The 15,479-nt window shown below is 66.1% G+C and carries 14 protein-coding genes and 1 pseudogene; 8 read left to right on the top strand and 7 right to left on the bottom strand.

Translation table 11 applies throughout. The annotated features are described in order from the left end of the window. Nucleotides 1–8: 8 nt before the first annotated feature. From QOJ24_RS15375 to eltD, 3 genes are read right to left on the bottom strand one after another with little or no spacing between them, the layout of a single operon-like run. Nucleotides 9–965, bottom strand: coding sequence for a carbohydrate ABC transporter permease (locus QOJ24_RS15375; RefSeq protein ID WP_526262636.1), 957 nt, complete (start codon nucleotides 963–965; stop codon nucleotides 9–11). 14 nt (nucleotides 966–979) lie between these two features. After that, a complete protein-coding gene (locus QOJ24_RS15370; protein WP_526262634.1) occupies nucleotides 980–2,398 on the bottom strand; it encodes an extracellular solute-binding protein in 1,419 nt (472 codons plus the stop codon). Between the two features lie 18 nt (nucleotides 2,399–2,416). Beyond that, complete coding sequence (gene eltD, locus QOJ24_RS15365; protein ID WP_526262632.1) at nucleotides 2,417–3,505, bottom strand: erythritol/L-threitol dehyrogenase; 1,089 nt, start codon at nucleotides 3,503–3,505, stop codon at nucleotides 2,417–2,419. A gap of 117 nt (nucleotides 3,506–3,622) precedes the next feature. Here eltD and QOJ24_RS15360 point away from each other — a divergent pair, with 117 nt between their 5' ends. Beyond that, nucleotides 3,623–4,660, top strand: coding sequence for a sugar-binding transcriptional regulator (locus QOJ24_RS15360; RefSeq protein WP_526262630.1), 1,038 nt, complete (start codon nucleotides 3,623–3,625; stop codon nucleotides 4,658–4,660). Between the two features lies 1 nt (nucleotide 4,661). Next, nucleotides 4,662–5,426 (top strand): SDR family NAD(P)-dependent oxidoreductase, encoded by a 765-nt coding sequence (locus QOJ24_RS15355; RefSeq protein ID WP_526262628.1) that lies wholly within the window; start codon nucleotides 4,662–4,664, stop codon nucleotides 5,424–5,426. On the opposite strand, the gene QOJ24_RS15350 is transcribed toward QOJ24_RS15355, so the two are convergent. The 3 genes from QOJ24_RS15350 to QOJ24_RS15340 all read right to left on the bottom strand — a co-directional run bounded on the left by QOJ24_RS15350 (nucleotide 5,411) and on the right by QOJ24_RS15340 (nucleotide 8,782). After that, nucleotides 5,411–6,892 carry an FGGY-family carbohydrate kinase gene (locus tag QOJ24_RS15350; RefSeq protein WP_526262627.1) on the bottom strand — a complete coding sequence of 494 codons (1,482 nt, stop codon included), beginning with the start codon at nucleotides 6,890–6,892 and terminating at the stop codon, nucleotides 5,411–5,413. The two genes, QOJ24_RS15355 and QOJ24_RS15350, sit on opposite strands and share 16 nt — an antisense overlap. A gap of 93 nt (nucleotides 6,893–6,985) precedes the next feature. Further along, nucleotides 6,986–7,942 (bottom strand): electron transfer flavoprotein subunit alpha/FixB family protein, encoded by a 957-nt coding sequence (locus QOJ24_RS15345; RefSeq protein WP_526262625.1) that lies wholly within the window; start codon nucleotides 7,940–7,942, stop codon nucleotides 6,986–6,988. 48 nt (nucleotides 7,943–7,990) lie between these two features. Beyond that, nucleotides 7,991–8,782, bottom strand: a complete 792-nt coding sequence (locus QOJ24_RS15340) for an electron transfer flavoprotein subunit beta/FixA family protein (protein ID WP_526262623.1) — start codon at nucleotides 8,780–8,782, stop codon at nucleotides 7,991–7,993. A 218-nt stretch (nucleotides 8,783–9,000) separates the two neighbouring features. Between QOJ24_RS15340 and QOJ24_RS15335 the strand changes: the two genes are divergently transcribed. From QOJ24_RS15335 to QOJ24_RS15310, 6 genes are read left to right on the top strand one after another with little or no spacing between them, the layout of a single operon-like run. Next, the gene (locus tag QOJ24_RS15335) at nucleotides 9,001–9,786 is read left to right on the top strand and encodes a class I SAM-dependent methyltransferase (protein WP_526262621.1); all 786 of its coding nucleotides are present in this window, start codon (nucleotides 9,001–9,003) and stop codon (nucleotides 9,784–9,786) included. Beyond that, nucleotides 9,783–11,312, top strand: coding sequence for a 1,4-alpha-glucan branching protein domain-containing protein (locus tag QOJ24_RS15330; protein ID WP_526262619.1), 1,530 nt, complete (start codon nucleotides 9,783–9,785; stop codon nucleotides 11,310–11,312). The genes QOJ24_RS15335 and QOJ24_RS15330 overlap by 4 nt, the downstream gene beginning before the upstream one ends. Next, nucleotides 11,309–12,556, top strand: coding sequence for a glycosyltransferase family 4 protein (locus QOJ24_RS15325; protein ID WP_526262617.1), 1,248 nt, complete (start codon nucleotides 11,309–11,311; stop codon nucleotides 12,554–12,556). Before QOJ24_RS15330 ends, QOJ24_RS15325 begins: the two co-directional genes overlap by 4 nt. A gap of 43 nt (nucleotides 12,557–12,599) precedes the next feature. Then, entirely contained in the window at nucleotides 12,600–13,973 is a 1,374-nt protein-coding gene (locus QOJ24_RS15320) for an MFS transporter (protein WP_526262615.1), read from the top strand. Further along, nucleotides 13,966–14,730, top strand: a complete 765-nt coding sequence (locus QOJ24_RS15315) for an ArsR/SmtB family transcription factor (RefSeq protein WP_526262613.1) — start codon at nucleotides 13,966–13,968, stop codon at nucleotides 14,728–14,730. Before QOJ24_RS15320 ends, QOJ24_RS15315 begins: the two co-directional genes overlap by 8 nt. A gap of 53 nt (nucleotides 14,731–14,783) precedes the next feature. Then, nucleotides 14,784–15,275 (top strand): hypothetical protein, encoded by a 492-nt coding sequence (locus tag QOJ24_RS15310; RefSeq protein ID WP_526262611.1) that lies wholly within the window; start codon nucleotides 14,784–14,786, stop codon nucleotides 15,273–15,275. Between the two features lie 77 nt (nucleotides 15,276–15,352). On the opposite strand, the pseudogene QOJ24_RS15305 reads toward QOJ24_RS15310, so the two are convergent. Further along, nucleotides 15,353–15,479 (bottom strand): annotated as a pseudogene (locus QOJ24_RS15305) (acetyltransferase); the annotation flags it as partial.

The raw sequence follows: 15,479 nt of genomic DNA, 5'->3' as shown, positions 1-15,479 counted from the left end.
GCCATGGCCTATGACTCCGCTCCGGCAGCTCGACGCTGCGCCTTGCCGAGCACGCTCACCAGGTAGCGCGCGGTGATGAACACGATGATCCAGAGCAGCAACATGTATGTACTGCCACGGGAGTAGTTCAGGTTGATGATCGAGTCCTCGAACGCGCCGATCTGCAGTGTCCGGGTGGCCACCCCTGGGCCGCCTGCGGTCAGCACGTAGATGTGGTCGAACACCTTGAGGTTGTCCATGAACCGGAAGATCAGCGCGACCAGGATGTAAGGCCACAGCATGGGGAGCATCAACTTGCGGAACATGTAGAACCAGCTCGCGCCGTCGACCTCGGACGCCTCGAAGGGCTCCTTGGGCAGCGACCGCATACCGGCGAGGACGAGGATCGCGACGAACGGGGTGAAGATCCAGAGATCGACAAGAATCACCGACCACAACGCGTTGGTGCCCGACAGCCAGTCAAAGGTGTTGCCGAGTCCCAGAACGTGGTTGAGGATGCCGAACTGCGGATTGAACATCAGCTTCCAGATCACGCCCGCGATTACGGGAGCGATCATGAGCGGCAGTATCAGCACCTTCTCGAAGACCTTGCCGATGATCGACGACCTGTTCAGCAGCAACGCCAGACCGACGCCGAGCACCGTCTCCACGGTTGTTGCCACCACCGCGAAGATCGCGGTGACCTTAACGCTCTGCCAGAACACCTGGTCGCCGAGAACCGATTTGAAGTTCTCGAACCAGATGAAATGCGGATCCGGGTTCACTGCTGCGTAGTTCAGGAACGCGTAGTAGGCGCCGACCACGAAGGGATAGAGAATCCCGACCACGATCACCAATGCTGGGATGGACAGTAGGTAAGGCCGTAGCCTGCGTCGCCAGCTCGGCACCTCGGGCAACGCACGACGCGGCGCCCTGGGCTGCTGATCCGGCGACGTGGCCGTCGCCTTGTCGGTTTGAGTCGTCATGTGTGCCAGAGCTCCTAGAGGTTGACCTTGGAGGTGTTGGTCTTCGCGAGGCTGCGCAGACGCGAGGCGGCATCATCTCCGCCGTAGATGTCCTGCAGCGCGACGGCCCAGTTCTGGGTGGTGTCGAAGAACTTCTTCTGCGGCGTGAACTGGATCCTCGACTGGCCGATGATGGTCTCGAAAGTCTCGAGGTAGCCGACCTGGTCGGCCGCGACCTTCTTGAAGGTGTTGTCGAACACCGACTTTCGCACCGGATCGGCATACTTACCGCCCTGTACGGCCTTGTTCATCGATTCCTTGCCGGTGGCCCACTGAATGAACAGCCAGGCAGCTAGCTTGTTGCGCGAGTTCGCGCTCATCGCCCAGCTCCACGTCCACAAGTTGGTCTTGTAGTTGCCGTCGGGTCCGGCGGGTCCGGGGTACCACGCGAGATTGCCTGCCTCCTTACTCGCACCCGGTTTGTTCTTCGGGTATGTCGCGCTGTCGGCATCGAAGACCATCATCGCCTTGCCGTCACCGAGATCGCCCGTGGCATTGGGATAGTCGTAGGTCGTCCACGACGTCGGCCCGGCCTTGTGCTGCATCTCGATCCACTTCTCGGTGAACGCGATCGCTTTGTCGCTGTCCATCTCAGCGATCAGATCCGACCCGTTGAACGTGTAGTCCACAGCGCCCTCGCGGGTGTACTGCGTCATGAAGCCGGGGTGGATTGTCGCCCACGACTTCGACCCGCGGGTCGAGATGCCGTAGCGATTTTCCGACCGGTCGGTCAGGTCGACCGCCAGCTGGATGAAGTCGTCGAGCCTGTCGGGCAACTTCTTGATGCCACGTTGGTCGAAGTAGGCCTTGTTGTAGGCGACCACGTTGTTCTCGAAACCCCATGGGATCGCCCACTGCCCACCGGTGCCGAGCGGATTGCCCAGGGTGAAGTCCCATCGGGTTGAGGTGCGCAGACCGTCGAAGATGTCGTCGAAGTCGTAGTCCGCGTTGGTGGCCGACGAGTTCTTCAGCCACGGGTCGAGGTTCTCGATCCAGCCCGGTGGCCCGAACTGCCAGATGAAGTAGGCGCCGAGCATGAACGCGTCGTGCTTGCCCGAACCTCCTGCGAGTTCGGTGTTGAGTTTGGTGAAGTAGTCCGCCTCCGGAACAAGGTCGACGTTGACCGTGATGCCGGTGAGTTCGGTGAACTCTTTGAGCAGCGGCTGATACGACAGCTGGTAGGGGTGTGGGGTCTGCAGAATGTTGATCGTCGAGCCCGAGGCCTTCTTCCAGTCGAATCCGCCTGTCACTGAATCCGAACCGTTCGGCAGACTGGCTTTGCCGCCGACCCCGCAGGAACTGAGGATCGGGACGCTTGCCGCAGCGGCACCGGCGAGTCCCAACGCCGCGAGCATGTTTCGCCGCGACATCTGCGGCCCGGTGTTTCGGTTCATGTGTCGGTGCCCTTCGCGTCAGGCGGGGATCAGGGAGACTTTGACGGATTCCGCGCCGCTGGCGACGAGGTCCAGACCCTTCTGGAATTCGGACAGCGGCAGTTGGTGCGTGCAGATCTTGTCCATCGGCAACACGCCCGACTCGATCATCCTGATCGCCGCGGGCCAGCAATAGGGCCCGAGATGAGCTCCGAGCACGTCGAGTTCCTTGTCGTCGCTGATGATGCTCCAGTCGACGGACACGTCGCTGCCGAAGACGCCGTATTCGACGTACCGGCCGAGCTTGCGTAATGCGTTGAGGCCCTGTGGAACCGCGGAGGGATGGCCGGTCCCCTCCAGATACACGTCCGCCCCGTAGCCGTCCGTCAGATCCTTGATGATCGCGACAGCGTCCTGTTCGGCGATGTTGATGGTGATGTCGGCGCCACACCCCTTGGCCAGCTCGAGCTTCTCCGGTGCCATATCGAGGGCGACCACCCGCATCGGACTCTTCGCCCGCGCGCCGGCGATCATCCCAAGGCCGATCGGCCCGCAACCGGCGACCACCACCGTGTCCTCGAACGTGATGCCCGCGCGCTCCACGGCATGCAACGAGCACGACAGCGGTTCGGTGAAAGCGGCGTGATGAGCAGGAATATCACCGGATACCTTGTGTACCAGTGATTCCGCCGGATAGGTCATGTAGCTGGCCATCGCGCCGGGAGTACGCCGCTTGAATCCGTAGAGATCGTGCGGCTGGCACATGTGGTACTGACCGCGCTTGCAGTAGCGGCATTCCCAGCACGGCACGATTTGCTCCGACACCACCCGGTCGCCCACCGCGATCCCCCACCGGGATGCAGCGGCGTCATCGAGTTCGACCACGCGCCCAGCGAACTCGTGCCCGGGAATCACCATGGTCTCGGCCCAAGCCGGCCGGTTCTCGTCGCCCCAGAACTTCGCGGCCCCGTGGTAACACTTCAGATCGCTGGCGCAGATGCCGACGGCTTCGACTCTGATCAGCGCCTCACCCGGCTTGCGGACGGGGACCGCGACCTCTTCGAGTCGGTAGTCCTTCGGCCCGTGACAGACCACGGCCTGCATCTTCTCGGGGATCTGATCGGTCATCAGCAGCTCCTTTGACTGTGGTTGGAGTCACACTATCGAAGATTTTGCACATTTGTCCAGAACGAATGTTCAGTAAAATTCTTTCCAGAACGGATGTTCAGTGCCATACTCGTGCCCATGCCCCGATCGGCAGCGTCGGCAGCGAGCGAGCAGCCGCCCGACACCGGTTCGTCCGAACCAGAAGGCAGCCACTTTCCGGCCACGCTGCTTTACACCGCTGCGCGGCTCTATTACGAGGAAGACGCCACTCAAGCCGAGGTCGCCGCCCAGCTGGGCACCAGCCGAGCAACCGTCAGCCGGCTGCTGTCGGAAGCCAAACGGCAGGGCATCGTGCGCATCGAAGTGGTGCCGCCTGCGGAGGCGCGCCCAGGCGATCTCGCCGACCAGCTGGCGAGGGCACTCAACCTGGCGAACGTCTATCTCGCAACTCCGTTGCCGACGCCCGGCGCCGGGCGGACCATCGTCGACGTCATGGGCCGGCCCCTGGCATCGGCTGTCGGCCGTGCGCTCAGCGAAGCAGGTTTGCTTCCCGGAGACGTCCTCCTGGTGTCGTCGGGCCGCACGGTTTATGAGGTCGCCCAACACGACCTGACGCCGCTGCCCGGTGTCATCGTGGCCCCCACGGTCGGCGGCAACGATCAGCCCGAGGAGTGGTATCAGACCAACGAGATCACCCGCTTGGTGGCGAACCGGGTGGGCGGGCGCGCGAACTACCTTTTCGCACCGGCACTGCCGGGCCCCGAGCTGTACCGTTCCCTGCTCAACGACCCCAGTATCCAACGGGTACTTGACCTGTGGCCGCATGCGCGCTGTGCCTTGATGGGCGTCGGCGCTCCGCCGTTGATCCGGTCGGACATTCCTCAGTTCGTCCCGACCGGGTCGACGTCACTGCGGTCCGCCGTCGGCGATGTGTGCTCGCGGTTCTTCGACCGAGACGGTGAGCCGGTCGGCTTCGAGGGAAGCGACCGGCTGATCGCCCTGGAACTCGAGGCCCTTCGCCACATTCCGGTGACCGTGGGAGTCGCGGTCGGCAAGGACAAGGTGGAATCCATCATCGCGGCCGCGCGCGGCGGCTACTTCAACCACCTCGTCACCGACCCCGCGACAGCGATGGACATCCTCTCCAGTCCGACCATCGCAGAAAGGGCCTCCTGAGATGACCGGCATCCGTCTGGACGGAAAGAGGGCGCTGATCACCGGCGCCACAAAGGGAATCGGCGCCGACATCGCCAAGACGTTCGCCGCCGCAGGCGCCGCGCTGGTGCTCAGCGGTCGCGACAAATCTGAACTGTCCGCGGCGCGCAACGCGCTCACCGATGAGTTCGGTGTCGACATCAAAACGGCGGCAGTTGATCTCGCACAGCCAGACGGGCCGGCGCACCTGGCGGATCTTGCTGTCGGCGCGTTCGGCGGCTTGGACATCCTGGTCAACAACGCCGGGATCTCGCATCCGCAACCGGCCATCGACACCGATCCGGCGCTGTTCGACGCCACCATGGTGGTCAACCTGCGCGCCCCGGCGCTGCTGGCCTCGGCGGTCGGCAAGGCCATGGTCGAGCAGGGCTCAGGGGGCTCGATCATCACCGTTGCCTCGGCCGCGGCCCTTGCGCCGCTGTCCGACCACTACGCGTACTGCGCATCCAAAGCCGGCCTCGTGATGGCCACCAAGGTGCTGGCGCGGGAGCTCGGCAGCCACGGCATCAGGGCCAACTCGGTGTGCCCCACGGTGGTACTCACCGAAATGGGCCAGCGGGTGTGGGGTGATGAGGCGAAAGCTGCCCCGATGATTGCTCGAATTGCTCTGGGCCGCTTCGCTGTTCCGCGCGAGGTGTCCGACACCGTGCTATGGCTGGCCTCCGACGCCGCGAGCATGATCTCGGGCGTGGACGTCCCCGTCGACGGCGGCTACACGATGGGCTGATCGGCCAACCGGTGCACGACCTCACGGGTGCTGGGATACAGCTGCAGCCACGTCCCGTACAGGTCGTCGTACAGGTCGCGCACGCGTGGATCCGGGCTGACCTCCCGGGCGATCTTGGCCCAGTCGGTATCGGCGGGCACCAGCCCGGCCCCTATCGCGGCCAGCAGCGCATCGCCGTAGCTGGCGCCGATCGCCTGCTCGGGAACCATCTGCGTGCGTCCGGTGACGTCGCTGACGGCCTGCGCCCAGACCGGGCTGCGTAGTCCACCGCCCACTGCCACCGTGCGCCGCCCGGCGTGGGCGTCGTCGAAGCGCTCCAGAATCTGGCGGATGCCGAACGCGATCCCCTCGTAGGCGGCGCGGAACAAATGACCGCGGCCGTGGCGCAACGTCAAGCCTGCGAACACTCCGCGGGCCTGTGGGTCGAACACCGGCGTGCGCTCTCCAGCCAGGTATGGCAGCGCCAACAAACCTTCGCTGCCGGGTGGGACAGCCTGTGCCTCTGCCATCAGCGTGTCGAAATCCGCACCGCCGGTGACGGACTGGAGCCATCCGATGAGACTGCCCGCCGTCGACGTGCCCGCCGCCAGCGCGAGTGACTCACGCTCGACGCCTGCCGTCGTCCACAGCACAGGGTCGCTGTAATAGCTGTCGATGATCTGCACCAGAAACATCGTCGATCCGTACATCAGCATCTGATCGCCGGGGTGACGAACGCCGACCGAGAACGCCTCGGCGTACGCGTCGACCGTACCCGCCGCGATCGGGGTGCCGACCGGTATCCCGGTGGCTTTGGCCGCCTCTGTGTGCACGGTCCCGATCACCTCAGCGGGCCAGACCAACCGGGGCAGCGGTAGATGACCGCAAATGCGTTGCGCCCAGCGGTCGTTCCACTCGAAGGCACGCGTGGTGTAGAGCGGATCGCACTGGCTGGCGGTGTGATGATCCATCACGTATTCGCCGGTCAACTTGGCCGCGATATACGAGTTGGACCCGTACCACCCCGCAGCCTTTTCGAACACCTCCGGTTCATGCCTGCGCACCCACTCCAGCTTCGGGCCCACCGCTTGGCTGGACAATGCGGTGCCCGCCTGATCCAGAATCGCGTCCGCCCCGAATTCCGCGGTCAGCGAATCGATTTCAGCTGTTGACCTGGTGTCGATGCCGTACAAAATGGCCGGGCGTAGCGGCCGCAGAGCTTCGTCGCACAACACCAGGCAGGGTCCGACACCGCTGACGCATGCAGCAGCAAGTCGTGCTCCCGCAGGGGTTTGTGCGGTGAGCCGGCCCGCGACCGCGCAGACCTCTGCCCACCACGTCGCTTCGGCGTCCATCTCGGCCCAGCCGGGCCGTGGGAGGTCCATCGAATGCGCGATCGTCTCAGAGGCAAGAACATTGCCGGAGATGTCCACCAACACGCCCTTGGTGCTCCCCGTGCCGATATCGATGCCGAGCAGCAGGTCCACGTCGTCACCCTACGTCGGCGGCCCAACGAGTAAGACCCCGGTGCGAAATGCACACCGGGGTCTCACGTCACGGCTGTCGAACAGCTGGGCCGACTAGCCCTTGCGGGCCTTCACCGCATCGGCCAGTTGCGGGGCGACCTTGAACAGGTCGCCGACGATGCCGAGGTCGGCGATTTCGAAGATCGGCGCCTCCTCGTCCTTGTTGACCGCGATGATCGTCTTGGACGTCTGCATGCCCGCGCGGTGCTGGATCGCACCGGAGATACCCAGTGCGATATACAGCTGCGGCGACACGGTCTTGCCGGTCTGGCCGACTTGGAACTGGCCCGGGTAGTAGCCGGAGTCGACCGCGGCACGCGACGCGCCGACGGCCGCACCCAGCGAGTCCGCCAAATTCTCGACGACGCTGAAGTTCTCGGCGCTTCCGACGCCGCGGCCACCGGAGACCACGACCGTGGCCTCGGTGAGCTCCGGGCGATCGCCTGCCACGGCGGGCTCGCGTTTGATGATCTTGGTGGCGTTCTCGGCCTGTGCGGGCACCTCGACGGTGACGACCTCACCGGCGCCGTCGGCGGCCTCGGCCTCGATAGCACCTGGGCGGACGGTGATCACCGGGATCTCCCCGGTGGACTGCGCGTCCACGGTGTAGGCGCCGCCGAAGATGGAGTGCACGGCCGTGCCCCCTTCTTTGACCTCGACGACATCGGTGAGCACACCGGAGCCGATGCGCGCGGCCAGCCGGCCGCCGATCTCCTTGCCGTCCGCCGATGCGGCGAGCACCACGCCGGCGGGCGAGGCGGACTCCACCAGCGATGCCAGCACGTCCACGAACGGGGTGATCAGGTAGTTGTCCGCGTCGTCGGATTCGGCGACGTAGATCTTGGCCGCACCGGCGGCCTTCAGGCTGTCGACGAGCCCGTCGGACAAGCCCGGCTTGCCGACGACGACGGCCGACGGCTCGCCCAAAGCACGGGCGGCGGTGATGAGTTCAGCGGTGACCTTCTTCGGGGCACCGTCAGCGTGCTCGACGAGCACAAGTACTTCAGCCATGAGTTCTGCCTCTGGGTCTTTCGTGAGTTTCGGGTGTGTGAGGTCTAGCTAGATGATTTTCTGGGCCACCAGGTACTCGGCGACCTTCGTGCCGCCTTCGCCTTCGTCGGTGACCTTCTCGCCTGCCGTCTTGGGCGGCTTCGGGGTGGACGAGATGACCTTCGTGCCCGCGTTGGCGACACCGACCTCGTCACCCTCGACGCCGATCTCGGCCAGCGTCAGGGTGGTCACTTCCTTCTTCTTGGCGGCCATGATGCCCTTGAAGGACGGGAAGCGCGGCTCGTTGATCTTCTCGGTGACGCTCACCACCGCGGGCAACGGAGCCTCGACGGTGAACACGCCGTCGTCGGTCTCGCGCTCACCGGTCACCTTGCCGCCCTCGACGGTCACCTTGCGCAGGTGCGTGAGCTGGGGCAGGCCCAGGTACTCGGCGATGATGGCAGGAACCGCACCGCCGACGCCGTCGGTGGCCTCATTGCCTGCGATGACCAACTCGGTACCTTCGACTGTGCCGAGCGCGCGGGCCAGCGTCCAACCGGTCTGCACCATGTCGGACCCGTGCAGACCGTCGTCGAGCACGTGTACGGCCTTGTCGGCGCCCATCGACAGCGCCTTGCGGATCGCCTCGGTGGCGCGTTGGGGTCCGGCGGTCAGCACGGTCACCGTCGAATCGCCGCCTTCTCTCTCCTTGATCAGCAGCGCCTCTTCGACGGCGCGCTCGTTGATCTCGTCGAGCACGGCGTCGGCGGCCTCGCGGTCAAGGGTGAAGTCGCCGTCGGACAACTTTCGTTCCGACCACGTGTCAGGGACCTGCTTGATCAGGACCACGATGTTCGTCATGAGTCTGGTTCGTCCTCCTCATAGGGGACCGGCGGTCGGCCCCCACTACCGCGTATGAAGCATTCACCACCATGTTACCCGTCGGTAACTTAAGGTAGTTCCACGATCACCATAGCTGGTCGGAGCTTGTGCTCTGACGTCCCCTTACCCGCCTCTAATCGGCCCAACCGTTCGCGAACCGGCCGCCGACCGTTCTCCTGGGTTAGCCTGCCTTTGCAATGAGCTCATTCGTTACCGACGGTCCGGCCGGGCCGGAGGGTGCGCTGCCTCTGACCGGGGAGCGCACGATTCCCGGCTTGGCCGAGGAGAATTACTGGTTCCGCCGACACGAGGTGGTCTACCAGCGGTTACGCGACCGGTGCGCAGGTCTCGACGTTCTCGAGGCCGGATGCGGCGAGGGGTACGGCGCCGACTTGATCGCCGACGTCGCGCGCCGGGTGGTCGCGCTGGATTACGACGCGGCGACCGTGACCCATGTGCGCGCCCGCTATCCGCGGGTGGACGTGCGGCATGGCAACCTCGCACAGCTGCCGCTGCCTGACGGGTCGGTTGACGTCGTGGTGAACTTCCAGGTCATCGAACACCTGTGGGATCAGCCACAGTTCGTCGCCGAATGCCTGCGGGTGCTGCGGCCGTCGGGGTTGCTGCTCATGTCGACGCCCAACCGGGTCACCTTCACCCCCGGCAGCGATACACCGATCAACCCGTTTCACACCCGTGAGCTCAATGCCCGCGAGCTCACCGAGCTGTTGGAGTCGGCCGGCTTCGCGCTCGAGGGCATGGCGGGTGTGTTCCACGGTCCTACGCTGGCCGAGTTGGACCGCAAGCACGGCGGTTCGATCATCGACGCCCAGATCGTCCGTGCCCTCGCTAACGCGCCGTGGCCAGACGACCTGTTGACCGACGTCGCGTCGGTGGGCACCGACGACTTCGACCTGACCGACGCGGGCGACCGCGATATCGATGACAGTCTCGACCTGGTCGCGATCGCGGTGCGGCCGTGAGTGACCCGGTCCCCGGACTCTTCACCCTGGTCCTGCACACCCACCTGCCGTGGCTGGCCCATCACGGTCGCTGGCCGGTCGGCGAGGAATGGCTCTACCAGTCGTGGTCGGCGGCCTACCTGCCGCTGATGCGGGTGCTGCGGACACTTGCCGCCGAAGACCGTCATCATCTGGTGACACTCGGCATGACGCCGGTGGTCACCGCGCAACTGGACGACCCCTACAGCCTGACGGGAATGCACCACTGGCTGGCCAACTGGCGGCTACGCGCACACGAGGCGACCACACTTCAAGAACCCTTGCGGCAGTTCGGCGTTCGTGAGGTAGCCGAGGCCGACCGGGAGCTCGACGAGTTCACCGCCCTGTGGCGGCACGGCGGCAGTCCACTGCTTCGCGAGCTCATCGACGCGGACACCATCGAGTTGCTCGGCGGACCGCTGTCACATCCGTTCCAGCCGTTGATGAATCCGCGACTGCGCGAGTTCGCGCTGCGCGAGGGCCTGGCCGACGCCCACCAGCGCCTCGCGCACACGCCGTCAGGCATCTGGGCGCCGGAATGCGCCTACGCCCCCGGCATGGAATTCGATTACGCCGCAGCCGGTGTGGGGCATTTCATGGTGGACGGGCCTTCGCTGCACGGAGACACGGCGCTCGGCCGTCCGGTCGGCGGTTCCGATGTCATCGCCTTCGGCCGTGATCTGCAGGTCAGCTACCGGGTGTGGTCGCCGAAGTCCGGCTATCCCGGTCATGCCGCCTACCGTGACTTCCACACCTACGACCACGTGACAGGCCTCAAACCCGCCCGCGTCACCGGCCGCAATGTGCCCTCGGATGCCAAGGCGCCCTACGATCCGGTGCGGGCCGAGCACGCGGTCGACGGCCATGTCGCCGATTTCGTCGATGTGGTCCACCGCCGCCTCGTCGCGGAGAGCGGCCGGATCGGCAGGCCGGCACATGTGATCGCCGCATTCGACACCGAACTGTTCGGCCACTGGTGGTACGAGGGGCCGGTGTGGCTGGAGAAGGTGCTGCGCGCACTGCCCGCCGCAGGCATCCGGGTGGGCACGCTGTCCGATGCCGTCGCCGATGGCTTCACCGGTATGCCGGTCGAATTACCGCCCAGCTCTTGGGGTTCCGGCAAGGACTGGTCGGTGTGGGCGGGCGGGAAGGTCGCCGATCTGGTGCAGCTGAACACCGAGGTCGTCGATACCGCGCTGAGCACAGTGGACAAAGCGTTCGAGCAGAAGTCGTCGGTGGGCGAACCGGTCGCCCGCGACATCGTCGCCGACCAGATCCTGAGGGAGACACTTCTCACGGTGTCGAGCGACTGGCCGTTCATGGTCAGCAAGGACTCGGCGGCCGACTACGCCCGGTACCGGGCGCATCTGCACGCACACGCCACTCGCGAGATCGCGGGCGCGCTCGCGACGGGCCGACGCGAGCAGGCCGAGCGGTTGGCAGCAGGCTGGAACCGGGCCGACGGCCTGTTCGGCGCACTCGACGCACGACGGCTCCCCCGCGCATGAAAGTCCTGATGGTGTCGTGGGAGTACCCACCGGTGGTGATCGGAGGGCTGGGCCGGCACGTCTACCAGTTGGCGACGGCACTCGCGGCCGACGGGCACGAGGTCGTCGTGCTCAGCCGCCGCCCGTCGAACACCGATGCCAGCACACATCCGTCGACCGACGAGGTGAGCGAGGGTGTTCGGGTCGTCGCGGCCGCCCACGATCCGCACGAATTCGATTTCGGCTCGGACATGATGGCGTGGGCGCTGGCCATGGGTCACTCGATGACGCGTGCCGGGCTGGCTATCAAGACCTCGGGCCGACGGACCAAGCCCTGGCGCCCCGACGTCGTGCACGCACACGACTGGCTGGTCGGCCACCCGGCCATCGCGTTGGCCGAATATTACGACGTGCCATTGGTTTCCACGATCCACGCCACCGAGGCGGGCAGGCACTCGGGCTGGGTGTCGGGCCCGATCAGCAGACAGGTACACGCCGTGGAGTCGTGGCTGGTGCGTGAGTCCGATTCACTCATCACGTGTTCGAGATCGATGAGCGACGAGATCACCGAACTCTTCGGTCCCGGCCTCGCCGAGATCACGGTGATTCGCAACGGAATCGACGCGGGCCTGTGGCCGTTCGCGCGGCGGCGGTCGCGCAAGGGGCCCGCGCATCTGCTCTATCTCGGCAGGCTGGAGTACGAGAAGGGCGTTCACGACGTGATCGCCGCGTTGCCGCGCATCAGGCGGACACATCCGGGGACCACGCTGACCGTCGCCGGCGACGGCACCCAATACGAATGGCTTGTCGAGCAGGCGCGTAAACACAAGGTGCTCAAGGCGGTAACGTTCGTCGGGCGGGTGGACCACACGGGTCTGGTTCAGTTACTGCACAGCGCCGACGCCGCGGTGCTCCCCAGCCACTATGAGCCGTTCGGCATCGTCGCTCTGGAAGCGGCGGCCACAGGGGCGCCGCTTGTCACGTCGAATGTCGGCGGTCTCGGCGAGGCCGTGATCGACGGGCACACCGGCATGTCCTTCCCGCCGCGCGACATCGCGGCACTCGCGGCGGCGGTGCGGGCGGTGCTCGATGATCCTGCGGCGGCGCAGCAGCGTGCGATCGCGGCGCGGGAACGGTTGACGTCCGACTTCGACTGGTACACGGTCGCAGGCGAAACGGCACAGGTGTATCTGGCCGCCAAACGCGGAGAACGCCAATCGCATCCGCGTCGGCTGATCGTCGAGCACGCGCTGCCCGACCGCTGAGGATTCGACCGCCATCGAATCAATTCGCACCTAGCGTGCGGATATGGACACCATCGGCATCCCCCACCGGTCAATCCTCACGCTGATCGCGGCTTACCTCGGCCTTTTCGTCGGACTGGTGGACGCCAACGCCATCAACTTGGCTCTGCCCGCCGTCCGCGACGACCTCGGCGGCGGCATCTCCGGCGCGCAATGGACCATCGATGCCTACAACATCACGTTCGCTGCGCTGCTGCTGTCCGCCGGATCGCTCGGCGACCGGTTCGGAAGACGCAGGCTGCTGCGCTTCGGCCTTACCGTCTTCGTCGTCGCCTCGGTGGCCTGCGCAGCCGCACCGTCGCTACCCCTGCTGCTGGCGGCGCGGGCGACCCAAGGCGTCGGCGCCGCGCTGATGCTTCCGCAGGGTCTCGCGATCACCGCCGCAGCGTTCCCCGGTCCGATCGAACGTGCCCGTGCCACCGCCGCGTGGGCGATGGCCGCCGCGCTGAGCACCGCAATCGGACCGATCCTCGGCGGCGTGCTGACCGACACCGTCGGCTGGCGCTACATCTTCTGGTTGAACGTGCCGGTCGGGCTGCTGGCGCTCCTGATGACGCGCCTCTATCTGCCCGAGTCACGGGACGACCAGGCGGCGACGGTCGACACCGGTGGTCAGATGCTGGCAGTGCTCAGCCTCGCCACGCTGACGGTCGTCCTGGTCGAGGGACGCACGCTGCCTGTCGCGTGGCTGGTCGCACTGGCCGTCGTCGCCGCCACGGGACTGGCGGGATTTGTGATCAGCCAGAGGCGCGCCGCTGCGCCGATGTTGCCGTTGGACCTGTTTGGCAACCGCCGGCTCACCGCGGCCCTGCTCGCCACGTTCACCATGACCTTCGGCATCTACGGTCTGCTGCTGGTGAACAGCTTTGTGTTCCAACAACAACGTGGCCAGAGCGCCCTGACGACAGCCTTGCTGTTCCTGCCGATGCCGGTCACCTATCTGGTGCTCATCCCTGTCGTCAACGCGATCGCGCGCCGCACAGGCCCGCGACTACCGATGACCGGGGGCCTGTGTCTGATGGCCGCCGGGCTGCTGCTGTACGCGGGCATCGGTCCGCACGGCGACATCCAGCTTTTGGAGTGCTCTTTCGTGCTGGCAGGCGCGGGACTCGCGCTCAACACGGGTCCCGCTGTCGGCCTGGCGATGTCGGCCGTCCCCGTGCGGCGCGCCGGGCTGGCATCCGGCGTGGTGAATCTTGCCCGGCTGGTGGGTATCACTGTCGGTGTGGCGGTGTTGGGTAGTGCCATGGCTTCCATCGGCGCCCAGGCGGCGCTGCTGATCGGCGGCATCGTCCAGCTACTCGGTGCCCTGGTGGCGCTGCGCTGGGCACGGAAAGAAAAGGTCGCTTCGGGCACCCGGGCGGTGTGCCATGCATGATGTCGCCGAACTTGCGGCACGCGGGGACGCCGATATCGCTGCGGTGGCGTCGCTGCTCGCCGACCCGGCGCGGTGCACAGTGCTTTTGGCCCTGGACGACGGTCGCGCGCTTCCCGCCAGCGTGCTCGCCGACGAGGCGGGCATCAGCAGGCCGACGGCAAGCAGCCACCTCCGCAAGCTGACCGACGCCGGCCTGCTGGTGGTCGAAACGCACGGCAGGCACCGGTATTACCGGCTGGCCGGTCCCGAGGTAGGCGCGTTACTCGAGCACCTCGTGCGCTTGGCGCCGTCGCGCCCGGTGCGCTCCTTGCGGGAAGGCACCCGGGCCGCGCGGCTGCGATCCGCGAGAACGTGTTACGACCACCTCGCGGGTCGTCTCGGTGTGCAGATCATGGGCAGCCTGCTGGACCGCGAGGTGCTCGTCGGCGGTGACGGCCGTTTCGAGCCGAGCCGCGACGGCCACGATGCGCTGAGTAGCCCAGGCCACGATGTCCACTATGAGCTCACCGACACCGGCCGCGACTTCCTCGCCGGAGCCGGTGTCGAAATACCCTTCGGCAAAAGGGCTCTCGTACGGTACTGCGTCGACTGGACCGAGCAGCGCCACCACTTGTCCGGGGCGCTGGGCCGGGCGGTGCTGGACCGTTTCCTGTCAGCCGGCTGGGCCAAGCGGGCACCTCGGGGCCGCGCGGTGACGGTGACCGACGACGGTCGGGCAGCGTTGGCGGACACGTTCGGAATCGACTGGGCGCACTGACGATCGAAGGGCACGAGAAGAATGCTCCAAGCCCGCAGGCACACTTTTGGCCCATGAACACAATCTTGCGTCGCCACATGACCGTTGGCGCCACGATCGGGGCGATGGTCGCGGTCGCTGTCGGCTGCTCGAATGCCGATGCGCCGCACGCTTCTTCTGCGACCAGCACAGCACGGCCGGTGTCTGCGTCGAGTCAGACGGCCTCCCCGGCGACCGCCAAGCCCGTCGACGTCACCGTCGCATCGGAGGGCGAGACCACGGTCCGGCCCGGCGGCCCGCCGATACGATTCCGGGTGACGGTGCCCTACGTCCGTGAGGGAACAGGCATGGACTACATCACCGAGAACCTGGTGCCGCCGTTTCCGCTGAGCCACGAGCAGACCGTTACGTATCGACTCGAAATGGCGGTGGACGCCGAACAGGACATGACCGTCACCAATGGCGAAACCTCGATCGGCGTGACACTGACCGACCCCGACGATCCCATGGAAGGCCACCGGTTCGGCGGCGGCTGGTATCACCCCATCACCGTGGAGACGTGCTAACAGGGCACGCTCATGCTGCGGCTACGGCGACCGCCGCTCGCTCTTCTGCGCCGTCAACGCAGAGTCAACGAAAAAAGTCAGCGGGAGGCTTTCTTGCGCTCGATGTCGGCGAGAGCGGCCGCCAGTTTGGCCCGTTCGGCCGCCGACGTATCCCACGCCAGCTTGCGGTTCTTCACCACCTTGGCCGGCGCGCCGACCGCGATC

It is taken from the genome of Mycobacterium sp., from assembly GCF_032159775.1.
Lineage (GTDB): Bacteria > Actinomycetota > Actinomycetes > Mycobacteriales > Mycobacteriaceae > Mycobacterium.
Note: the sequence above shows the minus strand (reverse complement) of the source record. Positions and strands in the feature narration are given on the sequence as shown.

Excerpts from the sequence above, each read along its gene's own strand:
- QOJ24_RS15375 (WP_526262636.1), bottom strand. The coding sequence starts at position 965 with ATGACGACTCAAACCGACAAGGCGACGGCCACGTCGCCGGATCAGCAG.
- QOJ24_RS15370 (WP_526262634.1), bottom strand. The coding sequence starts at position 2,398 with ATGAACCGAAACACCGGGCCGCAGATGTCGCGGCGAAACATGCTCGCG.
- eltD (WP_526262632.1), bottom strand. The coding sequence starts at position 3,505 with ATGACCGATCAGATCCCCGAGAAGATGCAGGCCGTGGTCTGTCACGGG.
- QOJ24_RS15360 (WP_526262630.1), top strand. The coding sequence starts at position 3,623 with ATGCCCCGATCGGCAGCGTCGGCAGCGAGCGAGCAGCCGCCCGACACC.
- QOJ24_RS15355 (WP_526262628.1), top strand. The coding sequence starts at position 4,662 with ATGACCGGCATCCGTCTGGACGGAAAGAGGGCGCTGATCACCGGCGCC.
- QOJ24_RS15345 (WP_526262625.1), bottom strand. The coding sequence starts at position 7,942 with ATGGCTGAAGTACTTGTGCTCGTCGAGCACGCTGACGGTGCCCCGAAG.
- QOJ24_RS15340 (WP_526262623.1), bottom strand. The coding sequence starts at position 8,782 with ATGACGAACATCGTGGTCCTGATCAAGCAGGTCCCTGACACGTGGTCG.
- QOJ24_RS15335 (WP_526262621.1), top strand. The coding sequence starts at position 9,001 with ATGAGCTCATTCGTTACCGACGGTCCGGCCGGGCCGGAGGGTGCGCTG.
- QOJ24_RS15325 (WP_526262617.1), top strand. The coding sequence starts at position 11,309 with ATGAAAGTCCTGATGGTGTCGTGGGAGTACCCACCGGTGGTGATCGGA.
- QOJ24_RS15320 (WP_526262615.1), top strand. The coding sequence starts at position 12,600 with ATGGACACCATCGGCATCCCCCACCGGTCAATCCTCACGCTGATCGCG.
- QOJ24_RS15315 (WP_526262613.1), top strand. The coding sequence starts at position 13,966 with ATGCATGATGTCGCCGAACTTGCGGCACGCGGGGACGCCGATATCGCT.
- QOJ24_RS15310 (WP_526262611.1), top strand. The coding sequence starts at position 14,784 with ATGAACACAATCTTGCGTCGCCACATGACCGTTGGCGCCACGATCGGG.